Origin of the sequence: Francisella sciaenopsi (assembly GCF_045862875.1) — a bacterium.
In the GTDB taxonomy this organism is placed as follows: Bacteria; Pseudomonadota; Gammaproteobacteria; order Francisellales; family Francisellaceae; genus Francisella; species Francisella sciaenopsi.
The window spans coordinates 70,901-94,449 of the sequence record NZ_BTHG01000004.1; the positions used below are offsets into that span (position 1 = coordinate 70,901).

The following is a 23,549-nucleotide window of genomic DNA, read 5'->3' on the forward strand; positions in this document are numbered from 1 at the left end:
TTTAGTTACAAAACCTATTTAGGTCTATATACATTGAAATTATAATCAAAATTTATTAGCTGTACTTGTACTAGCTTAGACTCAATCTCTATTATTGATGATCTCAAAAAAGTCTCTATAAATTCTTTCACCATCAAAATCATCTATCTTTGGATGCTCACTATAAAAAAGTTTGAAATAACTATTATTCTCTAATGCTTTGTAATTAGACTCTGAAGATTTGATTGCACCCTCCCAAGCTTGTTGTTTTTGCTTAGTTGTTTTTTCAACAAGATTTGCATCTTTTTTCTGACTTTCTTTTATATGCTCTATTATAGCTTTGGCTAAATCTAAATGTACTAAGCTTGGTTTAGATACTATCTTTTCCGCATTTAATAGGTATTTCTCTAATAACTCTTTTGCACCTAAATAACTTATAGCAAAAGTAATATCATCTGCTTGATTTTTGTCTTTATCAAAATAAACATAAGTAGCAGAGATATCTTGTTGCTCTGATAATGCCACTAATAGTGTTGTCAAATACAATTCAAATTGATGCTTAATACCAAGCTTTGAGGTTGTATATAACAAAATTTGATTATCTCTAATATAACAACTAGCTTCTAACTCATATCCTAATATCTCTTGATGAAAATATTTAGACTCATAATTTGCTAAACTCGCCTTATCTAATAACTTTTGAATATTTTCGACTTCGTTATTAATCTCATTTTCAGTAAGTACAGATTCTGGAAGCTTCCCACTTAGCTTAGCTGTTTTTATGGTTAATTCTTTGTCTTTCTCACTCTCAAAGGTCTTTAATAAATCTTGTTTAAATTTATGTTTATCTAAACTATTAATATCAAATGGCTCACTGTCTTCTAACTCTTCGAAGTCGTCTTCTAAATATAGTTCTAAGCCGTAATTTGTATAAGCCTTAATAGGGTCATCAAAGATTTTGACAAGTTTTGAGATACTTAAACTCTTTGGTAGATTAACACCATTATTTAATAACTTTGAATCAAAAAACACCTTAGGCTCTGACTGTAACAACTTCAGCCAAGCCTCATCATAACTTCTGTATTCATCGGCATAGCATTTAGAACTAAAAGGATGTAATGGATATTCTTTAATATCCGCCTTTTCCCAACCATAATTCAAATCCAAATAGCTAGTCAACTCTTTGAGTATTAGACTTGGTTGTTGCTCAACATTAGTTTTAACACTTCTGCCAATATAACTAAGATACAAATAATCACGAGCAGATGTAATAGCCTCTAAAAATAAATATCTATCATCATCTCGTTTAGTTCTATCACCTTTGACTCTACCAAGTCTTGCCATCAAATCAAAGCTAATCGCAGATTCTTGGCGTGGGAACTTACCATTATTTAAACCCAGCATCGCTATCACTCTAAAAGGGACATTACGCATTGGTGTCATTGAGCAGAATGTTACCTTACCATTTAAAAAATGATTATTGATAATTGGTTCAGATAACTGCGAAATCAGACAGTATCTAATTGTATACAAATCAATCTCTTCCTCTAGCAATACATCTTTAGCTGTAGTAACTGTCTTTACGATTATATCTTTGATTTTCTTAGCAATATATTGCTCATCACTAGTTACATCGAAAACATCTTCAAACATCCCCAAAAGATAGTCTTGCCATGCTTCTAAGCTTCTTGGCTTAAGCAGCTCTTGTGAATATTTTTCTAACAGCTCTAGCAACTCATACAAGCCACCAAGTTCGACAATCTCACTACCTTCAATCACAGGTATAGTCATTAGTTTATCATCGATAATATGATTGCTATCACTATAGCTAAACCCTAGCATCAATCTCTTAAGTCCCCAGCTCCATGAGAATGTCTGACCATTATTACCATGATGAATACATGACTCTTTTAACCAATAGCGAATAGTTTCTAATTGCTCATCGGTAATTTTAAACTTTTGCTGAATTGCTGGTACAGCTAGATAATCAAGTATCTTATTAACTTCAAAGTTACTCTCTGGTAATTGCAATAATTCTATAAAACTAGTAGCTAAAGGCTCTGAATCAAGTAGCGTTCTATCAGCTATAGAACAAGGGAGCTTTTTATCTGTTGGAAACCTTGAGAACACACTATCAATATACGGCGAATAATCCTCAATATTTGGACACATTACCAAAATATCTCTAGGCTTAATACTTGGATCTGCTTTGATCATATCCAAAAGCTTATCATGTAGAATCTGTACTTCTCTAAGTGGGCTATGGCATGAGCTAATACTGATGCTTAAATCTTTTTGCTTAGCGTGGTTTTGACAATCTAGTTCCAGTAAATTTCGCTGTAGACTTACTAGCTGTGTTTGGTCATTATCAGCAAGTTTCTCAAAATCTAACGAATTTTTATCAAATTTTTCAAAGATTTCTAACTCTTGCTTTTCTTGATTTTCTAGAAGCTGGTTAAAAAATTCTTTACCTTGTTGACCTAGATTTGCCAAAAGAGGTTGAAGCTCATAATCATCACTATCTAGCCAAGCTGAAATTTTGCTCTTGTGTAAATCATACCAATACTCACTACATGGATTAATATACAAAATATTAACATCAATATATTTAGCCAACTCAAATACAAAGCCAAGATTTTTGGGAGATATGGTATTAACCCCAAATATATAGATATCATTTGGTATATTTAGTTTTTCTAAGTTTTGTCGACTGAGCTTTTGGAGTGCTTCTGCTTGGACTTTGTATGGTGTCTCAGAGACATCTTCAACAAGCTTCTGCCAAAGTAGCATTTGCCAATCTTCATCACTCTCTGATTTAGCAGGATTTATATACTCGCCCTGCTCCCACTTTTGCAACCACTCACTTCGATATGATATATATTTTGAAAATGTTTCTGCTATTTTAACGGATAGTTGATATTTCTTAAGATCACTATTGTAATAATACTCTTGAAGTTTAGGATTATTGATACTATCTAAACTTCTAAAAATTCTCCAAGCTAAAATATTTTTTGTGTATGCTTTTTTAAATTCTTGTTTCGCTGTGAGCTCATAGCAGATATCAAGTATATAACCATTTATCATGTCGTATTTAAGATTCATGGCAATATTACGATATTGTGCTAATTGCATACTTAACCAATGTTGCATACCACGACTACCAACTATTAGCTGTGTCGGTGTAAATAAATCTTTTTTTTCAACATCTAAAAGTTTTGCTAAAACTTGAACTAGATACTCAAGTTTATTTGATGGATAGGTATATAACGCCATATTTAACTAACAAGAATATTTATACTAGTTATTTTAGCAAATCAATATAACAAAGATTAAACATTTATATTGATCTTATATTTAATATTCTAACTTTTAGAAAAAATAAAATAGTTGACCAATTTATTCTTAATATATAGTATTTCGTCTGTATTAAATGTATTTTGGATAATTTCTAAATTACATTTAGCATTGATTTATATCATTTACTATTCACGAAATATACATTATATAGAGGAATTAATTTAAGTGGAAAATTTAAAAATTGATGAAACACATGGAAATATTGCAGCGGAAGAATTTATGCAGCAATATTTTGATATAGAGAGGCCCTTAATTATCCGTGAATTTGCTAAAGACTGGGAAATCTTAAAAAAATGGGATGAAAATTATTTAAGAAATGCTCTACAAAAAGATCCTCGAGTAAAATCTACTAAAGTATACTATACAGCTACTATTGACTTTTTAAAAGATGATTATGAACTTCCATCATTTATTCTTGATCTTATTGAAAATGAATCATCCTTTAAAAATAGTCATCCTGTCAGATTTTGGCTTAATTCTCGCAACAATATTAACCATTTACATTATGATAGTAATTTAGAAAACGTTTTCACTATTCAAGTCAAAGGTGAAAAAGAGTGGCTTTTAATCTCCCCAAATACTCATGTTAGAAATTATCCCATGTCTAATTTCACAATATTTAATCCAATGAAAAATAATTTACGCAATAAACATTATTATAAAATTACTCTTAATGAAGGAGATTTGCTATACGTACCTCCATTATGGCAACACATGACTACATCAAAACATAAAGAGAATATCAATATTAACTGGACTTTAACAAAAAAGCATACGAATACAATATCCTTAGCTTTTAAAAGAGAAATTGAGAGATGTTTAATTCATTTAAAATTCAAAAATAGCAAATTTCAAAAAATTTATTTATCTGTAAATAAGAAACTACCTAGTTTTGCTCGAGTACATTGGAAATATAGTAGCTTAACAGAATCTTCATATAAGCCATCTAATAGCCAATTAATTTTGAGAGTCTTTAAAGAACTATATTCATTAATACCTGCCGCAATATCTTATCCTTACATAAAAAAAGTTTATAAAAATGTCGATAAAGTAAATAAAAATAATTGTAATTTGTAAATATAATTTCTTAATGTATCGAAATTTACTAAAAAGAATCCGCTCGAGCTTTTTCCCAAGATCTTGCAAAACTAGCTGGCATATTACCATCTATCAGACTATTCTCAGGAATAAAATCATACAAATCTATATATGACTTAATCTCATTTACAGATACGCGTTTTTTGAGGTTTTCTGGACCAATATCATTTGTAGATGTTAGACCCATTGCTCCAACGATTTCCAAGCATGAATTAATCGTAGCCTTATGGAAATTATACACACGATACATTTTGTCCTCTACAACTAGTGCTTTTGCAAGACGCTCGTTTTGGGTTGCCACACCAACTGGACAAGTATTGTTATTACATTGGCGTGACTGAATACAACCTACAGCCATCATCATTGCTCTAGCAGAATTACAAGTATCTGCTCCCATAGCAAATAATCTAACCATATCAAAACCTGTTGCTACCTTACTACTTGCAACAATACGAATCTCATCGCGTAAGCCACAACCAACCAAAGCATTATGCACAAATATTAGACTATCTTCTAACGGCATACCTATATGATTAGAAAATTCTAAAGGCGCTGCACCAGTACCACCAGCTGCTCCATCTACAGTTATAAAATCAGGTTTGATACCTGTCTCAAGCATTGCCTTACATATAGCCAAAAATTCTACATGACTACCAATACAAAGCTTAAACCCTATTGGCTTACCATTTGATAAATCTCTTAACTGCTTGATGAAGTGACAAAACTCAATTGGTGTTGAAAAAGCACTATGAGCTGGTGGCGATAAGACATCTTTACCCATAGATACTCCCCTAATTTCTGCGATTTCTGAAGTTATCTTAGCCGCAGGTAACACACCACCATGAGATGGCTTAGCACCTTGAGACAGCTTAATCTCAATCATTTTAACACTATCTAGATTTGCTTTTTCAGCAAATTTCTCAGCAGAAAAATTACCATCTTCAGTACGACAACCAAAATAAGCTGTACCAATCTGAAATACAATATCGCCACCTTGTAAATGATACTTTGTCAAACCACCTTCACCAGTACAATGACAAAATCCACCCAACTTAGCACCCTTGTTCAAAGCCATAATTGCATTAGCTGACAATGCTCCAAAACTCATCGCTGATATATTCAAATGTGATGCCATATATGGTTGTTTACAATCAGAACCACCAAATTTAACCCGAGTTTCAACTTCATCCAAATGCTTCGGCACTAGCGAATGTGTTACCCACTCATAACCGACTCTATCAATATCTTTCTCAGTACCAAATGCTACGGTGTCATTTAGACCCTTAGCTCGGCGATAGATTGTAGATCTTGTCTCTCTACCAAAGGGCTTTTCACTTTCATTATCCGCGATAAAATACTGCTGAATTTCAGGGCGAATAAACTCAAGTATAAAACGCATATGCCCAACTATAGGAAAGTTTCTCAAAATAGCATGTTTGGTTTGGGTAGCATCATATATTGCAATCACTGCCAAAACAGCTATAAAGCCTATACTAACCCAAATTGATGCGTGTAGTAATGAAAGTGATAATAAAACTATTATCACAAAAATAGCAAAGCCTATATACCATTTACGGCGCTCACTAATATGCATAGATTTTGACCTTAAAATTTATTTAAAGAATTAACTCTAAAGCTAATTTAGCATGTATCTCATAAAGTTAAAATCTCTAAGTTTAGATAACACTAGTATTTATACCTTTAATTATCACAAGTATTTAGCTAATTTCATGATATCATCTGCTTAATAGTCATTTATTTAGGACAAAACTATGAATAGAGATTTTTTTATAATACTGTTTGCACTTTCTAATCTTATTGTAGCATCAGTACTCATTAGATATTCAGAAGTTGGTCCTATTGCAAGTTTTGGTTATAGATTATTACTACCTTGTATATTTTTATATTCATTTTTGGCAATCACCAAAGATGAAGAAAAACTATCAAAAAAATCGCTCTATATCGCCGCGTTAACAGGATTTTTCTTAGCTTTAGATTTAGCTTTTTATAGTATCTCTTTGATTTATACATCAATAGCAGAAGCTAGTCTTCTAACCAATCTTTGCCCATTTATTACAACTTTCATAGCTATCATATTTCTTAAGGAGAAAGTATCTCTTAAATATTACTTAGTTTTATTGGTGGCATTTATTGGTTTATTACTTCTTATGAGTCAGGCTGGCCTAAGTTCTCAACACCTTTTAGGTAATTGGCTGGCGATTATATCTGCAGTATTCTATGCTCTTTTTATTATCTTTTCTAAGAAACTTAGAGACTCTTGCTCAACTTTTAGAATGATGTTTATCGCTTCATTAAGTGGTTCAATTGTACTATTTATACTAGCTTTTATTTTCAATGAACAGATAATTCCAACTACTGCTAGAGGTATTGCAATTTTATTAGCTATAGCTCTATTTGGACATTTATTAGGGAATATACTATATATCAGTCGTATCAAACACATATCGTTAGCAATGAGTTCTTTAGTATTACTAGTTGGTCCAGTATTTGCATTGTTATATGGCTATATTCTATTTAGAGAAACATTCTCAATACAACAACTTGTCGGAATGTTTATAATTATACTATCAGTTTATTTAGGCAAAAAAGTTCTCGAAAAACAGGTAATTAAGTAAACTCTACGAGAAAGAAAATTCTCTTATAATTATATCTATATTAGATACTTTTTTGATTGAATCATGTAGATCTTTTGATGAATCATCAGGTCGAGTTTTAATCACAAAATTTAGATCACGAGATTTTTTGTATAATTTATTGATGATACTCTTATTATAGTTATTTTCTAGAAGTGTAACTTGATGCCCAACTTTAGTTTCTAGAACATGCCAACGATCAGCTATATATTTCCTTACATCGTCTTTATACACTCTATTCACGACATGGTTCAAACTAACATCTTGAATAGTATTTTTATTATCAGATACATAGTGTTGTTTGATAACAGATAATAAATCTTTAATTTCTTGATTTTCTACTAAAATACTTTTTCTTATCATTTTTTTAACTCTCTTATTTTATAAAAGTGCAGTTTTATTACACCTTCAATACTATCTACTTTTTACACTAAAGGGAAGTATTATTGCACCATTTTTTAAAAATTTATTGAATTGATGCTTTCATACAAATATACTTAGACTTAGATTATTGTATTTAGGATTAGAGATGTTTGATTACAAAACCGATCTAAAACCAGCCTTAAAAAGAATAGGCATGAAACAAATTGAGTTGGCCCAAAAACTTGGTAAAAGTGATCGCACTATCAAAGGCTGGGTTGCTGGTACAAACTGCCCCTCCTATGATGGACATATTGAAGTTATGAAAATACTAGGTCTAGAAGATAATTACCATCCTAATGATACATCTATAGTAGCTATTGCTAATGTACCAGTATTGAGCTATGTTCAGGCTGGTGAATTTACCGAATCTCAAGAAAGTATAGATCCTATTGACTACTTACAAATTCCTCATTCTCTTGTACCAAAAAATGGTTTTTCATTGAGAGTACAAGGTGAGAGTATGCTCTATGACTCTTCAGAATCTCAACTGCTTGGTCCTAAATATGCTAAATATACTCTCTACGAAGGTGAGAATATTTTAGTTGACCCTAGCGAAATTAGTCCTCAAAATCTAGTAGATAAGATTGTAGTTGCTAGAAACTCCGATGGAGCTACAGTTAAACTATTATTTAAAGATAATAACCGCTTATATTTGATGCCACTAAACTCAAAATTTCAAAATAATGATGAAATCAAATCACCAACTGATGCAGTAATAATCGGTAGAGTCATTAACTCTTTTAATGTTAGAAATTTTTAATTCATCTCTTTTTCATAGTCAAGTAACTACTTAAAACAAATAGTCATATAGCCACATATAAAGTTTTAAAAGTAGATAAGACTTTGACTTAATAGCAGTAAATATAGAATGGTGTGTTTTACTGACCTAAATAACCTGATTTAACCTTACATTATTACTTTTTGAAATAGTTAATATTACAAATTGTCTTGTTCTTGAAGCATAAATTAAATATAGAAATATTAAAATACTAAGTATCAATAAAAGTTTATAACCCCATGACTTTAACCATTACTTGTTCAGTCGCAGTGTCTTCAGCCTGAGATGTTGGCCATAAACCAAGTCCAGCAAAATTAGTTAAGTATTTAGATGTTGAACTAGGTTTAACTATATCACTAGGATTAACTGTTTGCTCAAAACCTATAATAAACTTAGTAGTTAGATTAGGATTATTTGCTTGACTTATAGCTGTTACTACCTGATCCCAACCATACTGTACATTATTTTGATTACTATTATTGTAATTTTGGACAAAAACAGCATCTAAACAATCTTTAGTACCACATGCACCATCTTTCAATAGTGGAACAATAGTATCTACACCACTAGTGCTTGCCCATGAAAGACCATTATATGCTTGTGGAGCTGCCATTATTATTAGACTAGGATCAATATTCCTTATTGCAGGAATGATTTTAAGAAGTTGTGAATTAGCTGCTGCGCCTTTTACATTTTCTAAATCAAAATCAATACCATCAAAGTTATATTTTGTTGCATATTCTACAATTGCCTGTGCTACACCTTCAACGTTATTCATATCAGGAGAAAATACTGTTGTCTGTCCACCAAAAGCTAATATGTTTGTTGCTCCAGAAACTTGGACTTTTGACCACGATGAATATTCTGTATCCAAAGCCGGTCCACCAATAACTTCTCCAATAGATGTTCCATCTATTCCCGCAAATGCTGAATGTACAACATTTACACCTTGTGCTACAGTCTCGGGAGACCATGTAGTATTATAAATAGATACTACTGGAGATGGATATAAGCTAGAATTAACCTCTGTGCTTTGATCTGCAACCGCTACTACAGAAGCACCTAGCAACAGTGTAAACAATATAGTTTTTTTCATATTTTAAGTTCAACATTTTTTAAAAACGTATAGTTGAGTATACCTATTTTTCTGAAAAAATCTATAAACCTAAATAATTACTTATTTGTACAACGGAATTTAATATACTTAAACAATATTGAATTTTTAAAATTTTCTTAAAATATTTTTGTATCACTTTTGCATGTAAATTAACCCTTATTCATATATATAAATATTCATCAATAGTACAAACCAGTTTAATCATTCCTAAATATGCTGGAATGGTTTTATCAAATCTAGAAAACACTCTCCTAAAATGCTTAATTTTAGAAAAGAATTTCTCGATCTAATGTCTTTCTTCTATACATAGTTAGCTATAAATACACTCTTTGGTTGACCCTAGCGAAATCACAGTCCTCAAAATTTCAAAATAACGATGAAATCAAATCACCAACTGATGCAGTAATAATTGGTAGAGTTATTAACTCTTTTAACGTTAGGAGTTTTTAAGAAACTTAAACAAGCACTCTTAATAGTTGTTTATTAAATAAAACAACGTAGTAATTTAGTAGATATTATAATTTATCTATAACTAAAGAATCCATAAAAGCTACTTCTTTTTTGTATGAATATCTGCTGAATCCTACTGAGTTTTCACTAGTTCTGAATGTCTCAGCTATTATATATTCTCTATTTTCAGTATTTGCAATATTATTAGGAGAAATATCAAGAGCTGCTGCATCGATATCATTTCCTTGATTACGAATATTAACTATAGGAGATATTTCAAAGCTTTGCTTATCAAATGTACTCGTATAAATATTATTAGTATCTGTAGCATTAGCAACAATAGCAACATTATTATTTTGCAACAAGCTAGCAAGAGTTGGATTTTCAAAATTACCAGTTTCATTAATACTATTACACTTAACATCATTAAATAGTCCTGGTGTCAAAATACATGCCTTAATATCATTAGTATCGTCATTTTTATATATTAATGTAGACAAAAAGTCATATCCCCTTCCTGGAGTAGGATTTGGACTACTAATTGTACCTAACTCTATATGTTTAGCACTTATGTTTGGCATTTTAAACTGATTTAACTCTTTAAAATCAGAATATACATTATCATTTTTACTTGATTGTAATAAGTATACAGATACTAAAGATGAACCTAGTTTGTCTTCAGTTACTGCAAATGTAAAGTATTGAGCAATATGATTGGACCAATTTTCACCATTATATGTAATTGTAGGATTATAACCATTTGGTAACTTTAATTTGATAAAGTCCTTACTTTTTTCTTCATCTAATAAATCATTAATTGAGAAAATATAAGCAAAATTTGAATTTGATTGCTCATTTGTTGTCAATATAAGTATATTGTTATAACCAATATTTACTAACTGATCCAGCTTTTCTCCTTTATTAGAAATATCTTTAGGAAGCTCTACATCTGTAATAGCTAGCTTATCATTAACTAATACTGCTTTATTCTCTTTGCCAGCATCATAGATTACAAGAAAATCTTTACTGTACTGAGTCTGCTTATCTTGATCTCGACTAAAATAAGCATAAGGATCATCTAAGTTAACTACAAATTGCTCTTTATCGGCATATACAAGACTTATCCCTATAGATAAAAAAAGTATAATTAAATATTTTTTAAATATATTTTTCATATTGAATTTAAATAAAACTTACATTTTGATGCTATATTGACACAAATAAACAAAATGTCAAGATAAATTAAATAAGGACTAAATAGACTCAAATTAATTGGAATAATAAATGGTGCCCGGGGCCGGACTCGAACCGGCACGGAGGTTAAGCTCCGAGGGATTTTAAGTCCCTTGTGTCTACCAATTTCACCACCCGGGCAGTTAGTGGAGGCTGAGGCCGGAATCGAACCGGCGTCCAAGGCTTTGCAGGCCTCTGCATAACCATTTTGCTACTCAGCCACACAAACCTAAGAGTATGGAGCGGGAAACGAGGCTCGAACTCGCGACCCCAACCTTGGCAAGGTTGTGCTCTACCACTGAGCTATTCCCGCTTTATAGGGTGATATATTACCTTATTTTGAGAAGTTGTCAATAGAGATATAGCTTTAATTTTCAAGAAATATTAATTTTTAGTTCTGATTTACATCAAAACTAATCTTAAATAGATTTTGTATATTATTTATAAGCTTAACATCAGGACTCTTACTTAAATCAACATTACCATTATTCTTGATAGGATTATTTCTTTTTAGAGTTTTAGCATCATTGGCTAACATGTTTAATAATGCCATTTCATTAACTGGCTTGTTCGCTTTAGCATGGATACTTATATTCTTAGGGTTCTGTAAGAACATTGCAAATGATGACAGTACCTGCTGTAAGAATCTATCTTGTTGTTGTACTGCAAAAAGCTGTAACAATGCCCCATATGATCCAAGTATTTGCTGTGGAGTAGTATTCGGATCTTGATTTGCAAGTCTAGCTATTTTTTCAAGCAGTCCATAGTTAGCAAATGTAACATTTACATTTTTTAGACATAGTTCATTATTGCAATCATATAAATCTTTTTGATCTTGTGCACCCACACCTAGGTATGGTAGCAAGCTTAATTTATCATTTACCATAGCTTCAGCACTACCATTCAAACTTGCCAACCCCGCCACCTGTATATCAAAGTTAGTATTATATTTATTATTCTTAAATTGACGGTCTGAATTAATTTTCATATTAATATTATTAGTATCAAGTATTGAAAATATCTCTCTTATTGGTGATTTCTCAGGGAAGAAGTCCTTTTGGAAATTAAGCTGAATTTTTGAGTCAGCAGTATTTGACTTCACATAAGCATTATCTAATGCTTTGCTTGTGCCATCAATGATTTGATTGATAGTACTATCATTTAAGTCTATACCATCAATTACAATATTATATTTACCATAGTTATTGGCACCCAATTTTCCATCAAAGTTCAATACTAATTCACCAGATCTCTTACCTAACTCACCATTAAAATCTAATATCGGATCTTGCTTGTACTCTTTACCTAAGTATTTATCTGTTATTTCTTTTAAAACTTCTGAAAAGTTTGCATCAAAACTAAGATTTTGTATCTTCGAGTTCATACATTCTGTCATCAATGCTGCTAAAAAATCCATATCAACACTAGTTCCAGACAAATCTATACCTTTTAATTTAGCATTTGTTTTTATAAATGTCTTTTTATCTATAGTTGAATTTAATACAAAGTCAATCGTACTGTTATTATAGCTGTAGTTAATATCAAGGTTATATAACGCCTGACCTATACTGTTCATTAAAATAGCAAACAAACCTTGATTATTTGCAAGATCTTTTGGATCTGTATTTGAGCTAACCACATTGCTATTAGCAACTGCCGTAGCTAAATTTGCTATACTTAAACCTTCAATTTTTATATGAAAATCATTTTTAACAGTCTGTCCAGCTTTTAAACCTTCAAATGTAGCTTTATTAATACTTATATTTGGATTTTTTGGATCACTACTTATTATCATAATATCTGTTGCTACTAGACTACCACTTTTATCCTGAGAAACACTACCTACTGTTATCTTTGTAGGATATGGAAATAGCGAGTCTAAATTGCTAATGAGCATTTTCTTATTATCATATTTCTCTTGACTAGTTAACTTAGTAGCTTCAGTTGCTGTTGTTGCATATAAATTAGTTGTTGCAAAAGTAGCTAAGCATATTGATGTTAATAATATTTTTTTCTGCAAGCGCATTGAATGTCCTCTTTTTTTAAATTTTTAAAATCTAATTTATAAACTACGATAAACTAAAATTCACTTCAAAAATTCACAAACTCTTTAAGAGCTAATTATAATGCTTATCGATTAGTCTTCAATAATTACAATATTTATTTATTTCAATAAATATACTATTTTTGTTATAACTAAGAATAAAACTCTATATATTTACATAAGTATTAATTATAATCTTTGTTTAGTATAACATTATGCTATTAAACACTTAGCAAAGTTTAATAGATTTATTAAAAAAATTACACTTATGAAAGATCTATCAAGATTAGATATACCTAAAAAATCAACAAAAGAAAATCCTCAAGAACTGCAAAAGCCCAAAGGCCCTAGCTCTAAAAAGAAAAAAATAGTAATTGCTGCTGTAGTATGCTTATTGGTAATAGCTGTAGCATCTAAACTTATAAATAAACATCTAAAAAAAGTAAAAGCTGAAAAAGAAAAAGCAAAAGCTGAGCTACAAGTAGATCAAAGTAACAATTCAACAGAAGCTCAAGATAATAATGATACTACTCAAACAGATGCCACAAACAGTGATCAAAACCCTGATTTCTCTAAAAAAAATAATAATGATAAAATGGTATTTACATTCTACAATAGCCTTAAACATGATAGTGTAGAAGTTGATGTTCAGCCTGATGCACAAAGAGCACAATACAAATACACATACATATACCAGATCGCTTCGTTTAGGAATATGGATGAAACTTCTTGGTATGTCAAAAAGATGAAAGAAGATGGCCTTAACCCACAGTTTCAGCGTGTAGGTAACTGGATTAGGATGTATATAGGACCTTATGATAGCAAGCGTGCTATGGCTCCAGATATAATCAAACTTCAAAGAATCGGCTTAAATGGTGGCTTCCCTCGTGAAATTAGTCGTACAAAAATAGAACCTACAGATACTAAGAAAGATTCAAAAAATGAATCCACAAGCAATCCAAAAGACGCCACTAATGATAAAAATCTTAAAAATTAAACTTAATTTAAAAGTTATTCTTTAACTCTCTAAGCTTAACAAACATTTCTCTCCCTAATGAATATTTAGGTAAAGCCTGTAATAGAGACTTATCATTTATAGATCTGATAAAGATATTAAGTTTACTTTCCTCTGCCAAACTCACTTCAGGTTTTTGCTCAGCGGTAAGCTCCGCAACTTGACTTCTATAGTATTTAAAAGAGTCATCATTAGGCAGTATACTAAGTGCAAAATCAAGATTACTCTGCCAATAATCATGAGCTGGATATGGCTTTATATTTCCATCTAAACTAGAAATTTTGACTACTGAATCATACAGCTGATTTACATCAGCCGAAGTAGCATGTACACCACCAACTCCAGCATTAAACAAAGTATCACCACAGAAAAGAGCTTTCTCTTTTTCAAACAAAAAGCACACATGATCATCTATATGGCCAGGGGTATACATCACCTTACAGCTTGTAAAACCAAAATCTATAAAATCACCATCAGCAACATAGATACTTGGCTTAAAAAGCTCATTATCTGCATAAGCATACACCAAAGCATTAGGATAGATTTCAAGCAACTTCTTAACCCCTGCAATATGATCGCCATGCCTATGTGTAATAAGTATTGCCTCAAGCTTTAGATTTTTTTGTTTGATAAATTCATCAAATATATCTGCTTTAAGAGGATCTATAACTATGGCGTAATTCTCATCATATAATAAATATTGATAATTTCTTAAGCTGTTATTCAAAAACCATCTTTTAACTTGCATCTAACATACCTTTTAGTTATTTTGATAAACTAATTGTGTTGCTGAGATATCTATACCAACCACATCACCATTTTTTATAAAAAACTTACATAATATATGATGATATCTCTCTAACTGTGTGATAGTCAGTAATTCCTTAGTATGCCTTTCAATATAGTCATAAGCCATTTTGAAACTATGATTATCTGACTTGACTACAGCGAGCTCTAGCAACATAAGGATACTATTATAATCATGGTTAGCTCTAGTAAGAACTTTTTCAGATAGTTTAGCTACTGGGATACTAAATGCATTGACATAAATTTTTAGCATTTCTGGCAAGATATTATTTGCAGCTAATTGCTTCTTAGCAAACTTTTCTGCCAACACCATTTCTTCAAAGCCAACAAGTTGCTCTAAATAGACTCTGCTTAGTAGATTTGTAGTATCTGCTTTATTGTATATATCTGATAATTTATCAACATTTTTTGCTTTTCTTAATGCTAAGATAATTAGCTTTTCTCCCAAGTCCTGCTTCAGATAAACATCGTATTTTTCTAAAATTTTGAGAGCAAAAATATCATCCTCATCATCTAAAACAATACTCGCTGCCAAATTTACAATATTAGGCAAAAATCTACTATCATTTTTTTCTAAAAGTAAAGTTACTTTAGAACGTGCTTCTGAGAGTTTCTGTACAAGATAGAGCTTATAAACCTCAAAAAATTTATATACAATTGTATTATTGTTAATCTGCTTAAGAGCTTTATCTAATTCTTTAATGTCTTTGGAGTTTGCGATCATACAAATCTTTTTAAAAAGTACATACTCCTTAAAATGTCTTGGAGATATTTTAGAAATATTCGAAACACTTAGCTTATTGGTTAATCTATTATTTTCCAGAACCATATCAGCAAGTAAGTCTGTAAATCTCTCCTGTTTATCAACCTTAAATAAACCAATAAACCAGTTAAATAATAAATATGGAAGTTGAAAACTTAACTTAATTACCCTAAAGCCAAAAATTAATACAAATAATAATGCAAAAACTATAAATACAAAGGCAACCAAGTTTACTTTGATAGCTTTATCAGCCATCACTAACATAATATATCCATGATTTTTAGTTGCCCATATACCAATCAAAGTAGCTAGAACAACAACTATTATAAGCTTAAAAATCCTTATCATTTATCACTTCCTTGTGCACTTATATTAGTTTTAGTCAAGTTCGATTCTTTTACCAAAAGTTTATTTTGCTGCTCAGATAACTGATTAATCACCTTATCTAAACTACTATTTATATCATCAAGATTTTGCGATCTAATATTTTCTATACTCGTCTTCAACTCTTTTGCATTGCTATCTTGCACAAAGTATCGATCGACAATATTGATCAGGTTATCTTTAGCTTGATCAATGCTATCTTGATCATTACTATACATAGCACTCTGTAGCTGTATCAATGAGTTATACAAATTACTTGCAACAGCTTGTTTAGCTTGATTAGTTGCAACAAGAGTCTGATTCTCTGGTATATTTTGTATTTCAACTACAGAATTTAAAATTTTCATATAATTATTTTGAGAAGATGTATTAACCTCCATAAAAGCATTCTCAGGAGTGATATATTTAAGCTTAACAAACTGCTGTTGAATAAAAGCGAACTGCTTAATAACATCACTTCTTGAAAGAGCCTTTCTTAAAGAATCTTTTACTTCCTGACGCTCACTAACACTTATACTTACAACCCCACTAGCCTCTATTTTATCAAATGCATTATCAACCAGTTCATTAGCCTTTTGAGCATTACCATCAAAAATTGCCACATCTTTCGCTAATACTAAGTAGTTAATAGCTGACTGAATATTTACTATACTCATCTGCAAATACAAATCTTTAGTTGGGACTGCTACTTGATTACCCAATGTTGTAACTTGAGACTGTGTAGCTTTAAGACTCTCTGTTAAAAAATCATTTTGTGCACTTAAATCTTTTATTGCTTCTTTTTGTTCAGCTTGCATTAATTTAAGTGATTCAAGTTGATTTTGTAAACTATTTAAAGCTTGATCGTTAGCACCAAGTTTATTATCACTTCTTTCAAAATCAATAACAGAATAACTAGCCAAACCAATAGCTACTAAAGATATAGCAATACTAGCTTTAGAAAAGATATTAAATGACGTTTTGTTCTTATTTGGTTTTGATTCCTGAGCAACATTATCATTAGTGTTATTGGTTTGCTCTTGTTGAATATTTTTTTCCTGTGACATTCTTAGCCTCAATATGTTCTAGTACTTTTTGATAGATACAGTTATTATCTAATCTCTCAAGCTTCAAAGTATTTCTAAAGCCTTGTTGATTAACAAATTCTAACATTTTTGGGCTTGTTATGGTAATAATTGCAGCTGAGGGAGCTACTATTTCGTCAAAAATCCTATTCAAAGATCTAAAAACATCTATACTTGTTGCAATGATAACATCAGGATGTATACCATCATCAATCACTTTCAAATACGATTGACTAAGCGCAGTAATACTCTCAAAAACTCTCTGATAAGTTTCAAATTTATCGCACTTTGTTAGTTGTGATATTTCTTTAACAAGCAATTCATTTCCAGAAACTCCAGAAATGACTGCAAAACTATCTTCAGAAACATCTTCTTCTATAATTAACTTTAGAAGCTCTTGTGAACCATGATCATGTGGATATATAGCGTCTAAACCATATCTTTTTAGAATTTTTGCAGTGCTTTGACCTACGCTATAAAGCTTTTTATCATGAAACAATACAGGATTATATTGAGCAAACAAACTTTCAATGGCATACTTGCTAGTAAATATGTAATTTGTATAATCCAGTACTGAACTTGCTATTCTAATATAATCTATATTAACACACGGCAAACTTATAGCTGTATACCCTTCAGATCTTAGTAATTGTGAAAGCTTATCAGCATCATCCTTAGGGCGACAAACTAGTATTTTCATTTACTGATTTTCTTGTGCAGTAGCATAGATATAATTTAGCATCGACTTCAGACCATTAGCTCTCGTCGAGCTCAAATTATTACCAAAACCAATTTCCTTAATAAAATTAGTATCTGAATTAAGTATATCTGCTGAAGTTGCATCACTATATACTCTTAACAACATTCCAATCAACCCCGAAACAATTAATGCATCACTAGTAGCTATAAAATGTAACTTACCATCTTTTATACTACTGTCGAACCAGACTTGGGATTGACAGCCTTTAACCAAATTCTCCTCAGTTTTTTTATTTTGAGGAAACTCTGGTAATTGTTTACCCAATGATATGACATAGTCATACTTATCTTCCCAATCTTCAAAGAAAGATAATTCTTCAACTAATTCTTGCTGCCTTTGTATAACTTGATTTTCCATACTAACTATTACTATTTTAAATAATGATATTTTGAAACTTATGATATGTTATCACACACTAAAATTCATATAAACTTGATAAAACATCATATTTTCTCAAAAAATCTAAAAATACTGTTGACAGCATCACAAAACAACCCTATAATACCTCACAAGTTCCCCGATAGCTCAGTCGGTAGAGCAGTTGACTGTTAATCAATTGGTCGGCGGTTCAAGTCCGTCTCGGGGAGCCAACAAATTCAAGAAAAATTTTCCACTATACTAAAGAGTTTTTTTACTTAGGGCTGTTTGGTAGTTTGTATTTTTCTCCTCCTTTCTTATCTCTAAATTTATGAATTCTGAATAGCCCTAAGTGTGCTTATCATCATGATATTAGTTTTAGTTATAATATAATTTAGAAATTTCGATTTCACTTATAGTTAAATTTTGACTATACTCGTTAACATCAGTATTTATAAAGTTTGACAATATGATATTTTTAATCTTTCTAACAACATTTCTTAGCTTGATATTTGCTATAACAAATAAACATAAGCTGGCTATTACTCTTTTTCTTATATCATTGGGATTATTACTAATAGTATTTATCCCTCATACAATTCGATATATAAATATCCAACTTTAAGGGGCTAACTATGAAAGATAATATTTTAGATTTATTCGACTCTTTAGCTATTATTGGTATAAGTATCGTGTTAGCAATGGCTTTTTATTATCAACTTTATTTCCAAGAATTGCCTTGTGCCTTATGTGTATTCCAAAGAATGTCGCTGAGTTTATTAACTTTTGGGTTACTACTAAACTTAGCTCATGGCAATAAATACAAGAACTATTTGTTCGTAACATTAGTAGCTATTTTAAATGCCGCGATGGCAATGACACAAATACTTTTACACATTGTTCCTGGTACTGGAAATTATGGAGATGCTGTATTTTCATTACATATGTATACTTGGAATTTTATTGTAAGTATTATTTTCATAATATATGCAACTGTTTGTGGATTCTTTACTCCAAATGAAGACAAAAAGAAAAATTTAAGCCTATTTGCTAAATTAGCAATATTTTTGATACTAGCTTTAACTCTTGCTAATACGATAAGTGTATTTGTTGAATGTGGTCCTCATCTTTGCCCATCTGATCCAGATAGTTATTGGTTATTAAACCTATAAAAAATAATTGACATAAAATTTATTCAGTATAGAATATACACTCCTAAGCAAAATCATATCCAGCAAGTAACAAAGTTACGCTTTAGGGTTTGATTGAGTCTTAATATATAAAGATTACTCTAGGTGATACTCCTTAGTTTTTTCATATCTCCTTAACTTCCTTCATCTAGAGTCAATTTTTATATTTTATAATTATTTTTTTGCTATAATTTAGCTCATATTTTTATTTTGAAATTTAGATAATCATGAAAGCTACACAAACCCTTATTGCTACTACAAAAGAGCTTCCTAAAGAAGCCGTACTTACTAGCCATCAATACATGCTAAAAGCTGGTTTGATAAAAAAACTTGCTTCAGGAATCTATACATGGATGCCTGTAGGATTAAAAGTTCTACAGAAAATCCAAAATATAGTCCGCGAAGAAATGAATAAAGCTGGAGCAAGTGAGTTATTACTGCCAAGTGTCCTACCTTCTGAGTTATTACAAGAAACTCATCGCTGGGATAAGTTTGGTCCTGAGCTTCTGAAGCTAAAAGACAGACATGAAAGAGATTTTTGCTATGGTCCAACCCATGAAGAACCTATTGTAGATATGGCTCGTGACACTATCAAGAGTTACAAACAATTACCTCTAAATCTTTATCAAATTCAAACAAAATTTAGAGATGAAATCCGCCCTCGTTTTGGTGTGATGCGTGCCCGTGAATTTATCATGAAAGATGCCTACTCATTCCATGAAAATAGCGAATGCTTACATAATACTTACAATAAGATGCATGAAACTTATTGTAACATCCTTGATAAAATTGGCTTAGTATATCGTCCTGTCCGCGCTGACACTGGAGCAATCGGTGGTGATAATAGTCATGAGTTTCAAGTATTAGCTAATGCTGGTGAAGATATTATATGCTATAGCAATAGCTCTGATTATGCTGCAAATATTGAGCTAGCAACCTATGCAAAACCAGATTTAAGCACAAGAGCAATTTCTGAGAATACTATAACAAAAATTCATACTCCAAATATTAAGACTATCGAAAAACTTTGTAGCGAACTTGATTTTGATATCAAAAAAACTATTAAAACTATGGTTATAAAAGATGCTAAAGGTAATTTCTTCGCTTTAGTTATCCGAGGCGACCATGAACTTAACGAGACAAAAATTAATAAACTTGAACAAATTGTAGCTCCATACACTCTTGCAACTAGAGATGAAATCTTCTCTATTTTTAATGCTAATCCAGGTTCATTAGGGATAGTCAACTGTCCTGTACAAATCATAGCTGATTATAGTGCGATGATGATTGAAGATATCTGTTGTGGAGCAAATGAAGATGATTATCATTTTACAAATGTGAATTGGGATAGAGATATCACTAATTATCAAATTGCCGATATTAGAAATGTAGTTACAGGAGATATCTCTCCAGATAATAACGGAACTCTAGAGCTCACAAACGGTATCGAAGTTGGACATATTTTCGAGCTTGAAGATGTTTATTCGAAACCAATGAATGCCAATATAATTGGCCAAGATGGCAAACCTAAACCTATGCTTATGGGTTGCTACGGTTTTGGAGTATCTCGTGTAATGGCTGCTGCAATTGAACAATCTCATGATGAAAATGGAATCATTTGGCCAGAGGCTATCGCTCCATATCAAGTTGCAATATTACCAATCAACTACAATAAGTCAGATAATGTCAAACAAATATCTGATAAACTCTATCAAGAGTTAGTTGCAAAAGGGATAGATGTGCTTTTAGATGATAGGGGCGCAAGACCCGGTGTGATGTTTGCTGATGCAGATCTTATAGGCTACTCACATCATGTAGTTATTGGTGATAGACTGTTAGAACAAGGTTTGATTGAGTATAAAAATCGTAAAACTCAAGAAAAACAAGAAATTACATTAGAGAAATTATTCGACATTCTAGCCTAATTCTTTTCCATAAATCTTACCTCTAAAATTAGAGTTTATTCAAAAATAGAATAAAATATCTAATCTAAATTATATTGTATTAACTGTTGATAAAAATGTATCATAATACAAGTAACTTTATTAGAGAATATTTATGAATAATATAAAATATAGAAGTGATATAGATGGTCTTAGAGCACTAGCTGTAGTATCAGTAATCTTATATCATTTAGAAATTAGTTGGGTTAAATCAGGCTTCCTTGGTGTAGATATATTTTTTGTAATTTCTGGATACTTAATTACATCTATAATTCTTAGAGACCTACAAAACAATTCATTTTCTATCAAAAGTTTCTACCTAAGGAGAATGCGCAGAATCCTTCCTGCTTTGATTTTTGTTTTAGTATTTTCAAGTTTTTTTGCATGGCTAATACTTTTACCACAGGACTTATTAAACTATGCAAAATCAATGGTAAGTGTAATCGCTTCTATTTCAAACCTTTTCTTTTTTAAAACACTAAGCTTTGGCTATTTCGCAACTGACTCCTCTACTATACCACTTTTGCATACATGGTCACTAGGTGTTGAAGAGCAATTTTATATCGTATGGCCAGTGATTTTGATTATTTTGTTCAGACTAAATGCTTCATCTAAGAAATACTTATTAACTATCACATTACTATTTATTACTATTTCAATAGCCATATTTTTTTACAAACATTTTCCAAAGTTTTACTATATACCACTTAACAGAGGATTTGAGCTCTTATTTGGCTGTTTTCTAGCCATTAGCCTAAATAATAGAGAACTTAAATTACCAAATAAGATTCTTTTAAATATTTACTCAATTTTGTCATTAATACTTATGATAATTCCAATATTTTTTATATCTGTAAGCTTTCCAAGCTTTTGGATGATATTGGCTTGTTTGGGCGCTACTCTATTTATCTATTCAGGGAGTTTTGGTTATACTCCCGTTGTTAATAGATTATTTTCAATAAAGCCTTTTGTTGCTATAGGTCTTATCTCATATTCTTTATATTTATGGCATTGGCCAATAATAGCTTATTTAAACTATTTAAGTGTTACTATTACTACCGATATTGCTACGATGGTTATTCTTTTGAGCATTGTATTAGCAACTACATCTTATTTATTTGTAGAGAAACCTTTTAGGCATAAATTTAAATTTGGCTTCTCAAAAAGTTTAATTATCTTATGGATTATACCCTTAGTTATATCAATGGGATTTTACACGGCTGCTAAGTATCAAGAATTTGGTTTTAATCATCCAAATATTGATCAGAATAAACTTACATTCAAATATGGTTTTGAAAAAATAGACAACAATGGTTGCTTTTATAACTTTGCTCAAGACTCTGAGATTAATCGTAATGGACCATACTATGTTTCATATGAAAAAAATTATGATAGTACAAAGTGTAGGATTTTTGATAATGAAAAATCTCATATTCTAGTTTTAGGTAATTCTCATGCGAGATCCGATTGGCCAATGATATCTGAATGGCTAAAAAATATTCATACAAACGCAACTCTTTTAGCAATAACGCCTAATGATAATGAAAATACTGCGCCATATGCTCCATATCCAAATGACCTAAATCAAAATATAAAAAACGATGCTATGAAACAAAGATTTGACTTTATAAAAAAAGCAATAGCAAAGAATAGTTCTTATAAGACTATTATTATTGCGAATATGGGAGGTATAGGAAACAAAAATGAACTAAATATATTTGGTTTAATCATAAAAGAAGCTCTGACGAATAACAAAAATATTATTTTAATAGTTGATACTCCTTACTTGGGTCAACCTGCTTCATATCTACCTGAAAATAAAAATATATCTAACTTATGTGCTATAAATAGAATACATCTTGATTGTAATATAGACTATGGTATATATAGAGAATGGATTAAAACTCAAACTGAGCTATATAAGAAATTTAAAAATCAATATCCTGAACAAGTAGAGATTATAAATCCTAGTAAAATAATTTGCTCTAAAAATGAATGTAAAACAACTATAGAAGGTATACCCATATACGCTGATAGTCATCATCTTAGTTATATTGGTTCTAAACTTATAGGTCAAAAGTATCTAGAAGAATTTGGTAATCCAATAACTAATGATAGATAATTATAATTATA

At 30.8% G+C, this 23,549-nt stretch carries 18 protein-coding genes, 4 tRNA genes and 1 pseudogene; 9 read left to right on the top strand and 14 right to left on the bottom strand.

What is annotated here, in order from left to right; translation table 11 throughout:
- Positions 1-81 precede the first annotated feature (81 nt).
- Positions 82-3,252: an exodeoxyribonuclease V subunit gamma gene (gene recC / locus ACKTR7_RS05690; RefSeq protein ID WP_407877413.1), complete on the bottom strand. Its 3,171-nt coding sequence runs from the start codon at positions 3,250-3,252 to the stop codon at positions 82-84.
- 249 nt (positions 3,253-3,501) lie between these two features.
- Here recC and ACKTR7_RS05695 point away from each other — a divergent pair, with 249 nt between their 5' ends.
- Positions 3,502-4,413, top strand: coding sequence for a cupin-like domain-containing protein (locus tag ACKTR7_RS05695; protein WP_407877414.1), 912 nt, complete (start codon positions 3,502-3,504; stop codon positions 4,411-4,413).
- Positions 4,414-4,441: 28 nt separating this feature from the next.
- Here the strand turns inward: ACKTR7_RS05695 and ACKTR7_RS05700 are convergent, their stop codons facing one another.
- The gene (locus tag ACKTR7_RS05700; RefSeq protein ID WP_407877415.1) at positions 4,442-6,028 is read right to left on the bottom strand and encodes an FMN-binding glutamate synthase family protein; all 1,587 of its coding nucleotides are present in this window, start codon (positions 6,026-6,028) and stop codon (positions 4,442-4,444) included.
- 178 nt (positions 6,029-6,206) lie between these two features.
- On the opposite strand from ACKTR7_RS05700, the gene ACKTR7_RS05705 reads away from it, so the two are divergent.
- The gene (locus ACKTR7_RS05705) at positions 6,207-7,070 is read left to right on the top strand and encodes a DMT family transporter (RefSeq protein WP_407877416.1); all 864 of its coding nucleotides are present in this window, start codon (positions 6,207-6,209) and stop codon (positions 7,068-7,070) included.
- Positions 7,071-7,073: 3 nt separating this feature from the next.
- On the opposite strand, the gene ACKTR7_RS05710 is transcribed toward ACKTR7_RS05705, so the two are convergent.
- Positions 7,074-7,451 (bottom strand): normocyte binding protein 2b, encoded by a 378-nt coding sequence (locus ACKTR7_RS05710; RefSeq protein WP_407877417.1) that lies wholly within the window; start codon positions 7,449-7,451, stop codon positions 7,074-7,076.
- A 166-nt stretch (positions 7,452-7,617) separates the two neighbouring features.
- On the opposite strand from ACKTR7_RS05710, the gene ACKTR7_RS05715 reads away from it, so the two are divergent.
- Positions 7,618-8,271 carry a LexA family protein gene (locus ACKTR7_RS05715; protein ID WP_407877418.1) on the top strand — a complete coding sequence of 218 codons (654 nt, stop codon included), beginning with the start codon at positions 7,618-7,620 and terminating at the stop codon, positions 8,269-8,271.
- Positions 8,272-8,518: 247 nt separating this feature from the next.
- Here the strand turns inward: ACKTR7_RS05715 and ACKTR7_RS05720 are convergent, their stop codons facing one another.
- The gene (locus tag ACKTR7_RS05720; protein WP_407877419.1) at positions 8,519-9,385 is read right to left on the bottom strand and encodes a glycosyl hydrolase family 18 protein; all 867 of its coding nucleotides are present in this window, start codon (positions 9,383-9,385) and stop codon (positions 8,519-8,521) included.
- Between the two features lie 375 nt (positions 9,386-9,760).
- On the opposite strand from ACKTR7_RS05720, the pseudogene ACKTR7_RS05725 reads away from it, so the two are divergent.
- Positions 9,761-9,856, top strand: a pseudogene (locus tag ACKTR7_RS05725) (LexA family protein); the annotation flags it as partial.
- A gap of 65 nt (positions 9,857-9,921) precedes the next feature.
- On the opposite strand, the gene ACKTR7_RS05730 reads toward ACKTR7_RS05725, so the two are convergent.
- The 5 genes from ACKTR7_RS05730 to ACKTR7_RS05750 form a co-directional block, all read right to left on the bottom strand.
- Entirely contained in the window at positions 9,922-11,031 is a 1,110-nt protein-coding gene (locus ACKTR7_RS05730; RefSeq protein WP_407877420.1) for a hypothetical protein, read from the bottom strand.
- A gap of 110 nt (positions 11,032-11,141) precedes the next feature.
- Positions 11,142-11,230 (bottom strand) — tRNA-Leu (locus tag ACKTR7_RS05735).
- Positions 11,231-11,236: 6 nt separating this feature from the next.
- A tRNA-Cys gene (locus ACKTR7_RS05740) sits at positions 11,237-11,310 on the bottom strand.
- Positions 11,311-11,327: 17 nt separating this feature from the next.
- Positions 11,328-11,402 (bottom strand) — tRNA-Gly (locus ACKTR7_RS05745).
- 78 nt (positions 11,403-11,480) lie between these two features.
- Complete coding sequence (locus ACKTR7_RS05750; protein WP_407877421.1) at positions 11,481-13,115, bottom strand: hypothetical protein; 1,635 nt, start codon at positions 13,113-13,115, stop codon at positions 11,481-11,483.
- Positions 13,116-13,401: 286 nt separating this feature from the next.
- Between ACKTR7_RS05750 and ACKTR7_RS05755 the strand changes: the two genes are divergently transcribed.
- The gene (locus tag ACKTR7_RS05755) at positions 13,402-14,130 is read left to right on the top strand and encodes an SPOR domain-containing protein (protein WP_407877422.1); all 729 of its coding nucleotides are present in this window, start codon (positions 13,402-13,404) and stop codon (positions 14,128-14,130) included.
- A gap of 7 nt (positions 14,131-14,137) precedes the next feature.
- Here ACKTR7_RS05755 and ACKTR7_RS05760 read toward each other — a convergent pair whose 3' ends face one another.
- The 5 genes from ACKTR7_RS05760 to ACKTR7_RS05780 are packed head-to-tail and all read right to left on the bottom strand — an operon-like array spanning position 14,138 to position 18,283.
- Complete coding sequence (locus ACKTR7_RS05760; RefSeq protein WP_407877423.1) at positions 14,138-14,896, bottom strand: MBL fold metallo-hydrolase; 759 nt, start codon at positions 14,894-14,896, stop codon at positions 14,138-14,140.
- 12 nt (positions 14,897-14,908) lie between these two features.
- A complete protein-coding gene (locus ACKTR7_RS05765; protein ID WP_407877424.1) occupies positions 14,909-16,066 on the bottom strand; it encodes a heme biosynthesis protein HemY in 1,158 nt (385 codons plus the stop codon).
- A complete protein-coding gene (locus tag ACKTR7_RS05770) occupies positions 16,063-17,148 on the bottom strand; it encodes a hypothetical protein (RefSeq protein WP_407877425.1) in 1,086 nt (361 codons plus the stop codon). Before ACKTR7_RS05770 ends, ACKTR7_RS05765 begins: the two co-directional genes overlap by 4 nt.
- Complete coding sequence (locus ACKTR7_RS05775; protein ID WP_407877426.1) at positions 17,108-17,866, bottom strand: uroporphyrinogen-III synthase; 759 nt, start codon at positions 17,864-17,866, stop codon at positions 17,108-17,110. The genes ACKTR7_RS05770 and ACKTR7_RS05775 overlap by 41 nt, the downstream gene beginning before the upstream one ends.
- The gene (locus ACKTR7_RS05780; protein WP_407877427.1) at positions 17,867-18,283 is read right to left on the bottom strand and encodes a SufE family protein; all 417 of its coding nucleotides are present in this window, start codon (positions 18,281-18,283) and stop codon (positions 17,867-17,869) included.
- 157 nt (positions 18,284-18,440) lie between these two features.
- Between ACKTR7_RS05780 and ACKTR7_RS05785 the strand changes: the two genes are divergently transcribed.
- From ACKTR7_RS05785 to ACKTR7_RS05800, 4 genes are all read left to right on the top strand, one after another.
- A tRNA-Asn gene (locus ACKTR7_RS05785) sits at positions 18,441-18,516 on the top strand.
- Between the two features lie 402 nt (positions 18,517-18,918).
- Positions 18,919-19,455: a disulfide bond formation protein B gene (locus ACKTR7_RS05790; RefSeq protein WP_407877428.1), complete on the top strand. Its 537-nt coding sequence runs from the start codon at positions 18,919-18,921 to the stop codon at positions 19,453-19,455.
- A 245-nt stretch (positions 19,456-19,700) separates the two neighbouring features.
- Entirely contained in the window at positions 19,701-21,398 is a 1,698-nt protein-coding gene (locus ACKTR7_RS05795) for a proline--tRNA ligase (protein WP_407877429.1), read from the top strand.
- 133 nt (positions 21,399-21,531) lie between these two features.
- Entirely contained in the window at positions 21,532-23,538 is a 2,007-nt protein-coding gene (locus ACKTR7_RS05800) for an acyltransferase family protein (RefSeq protein ID WP_407877430.1), read from the top strand.
- Positions 23,539-23,549 lie beyond the last annotated feature (11 nt).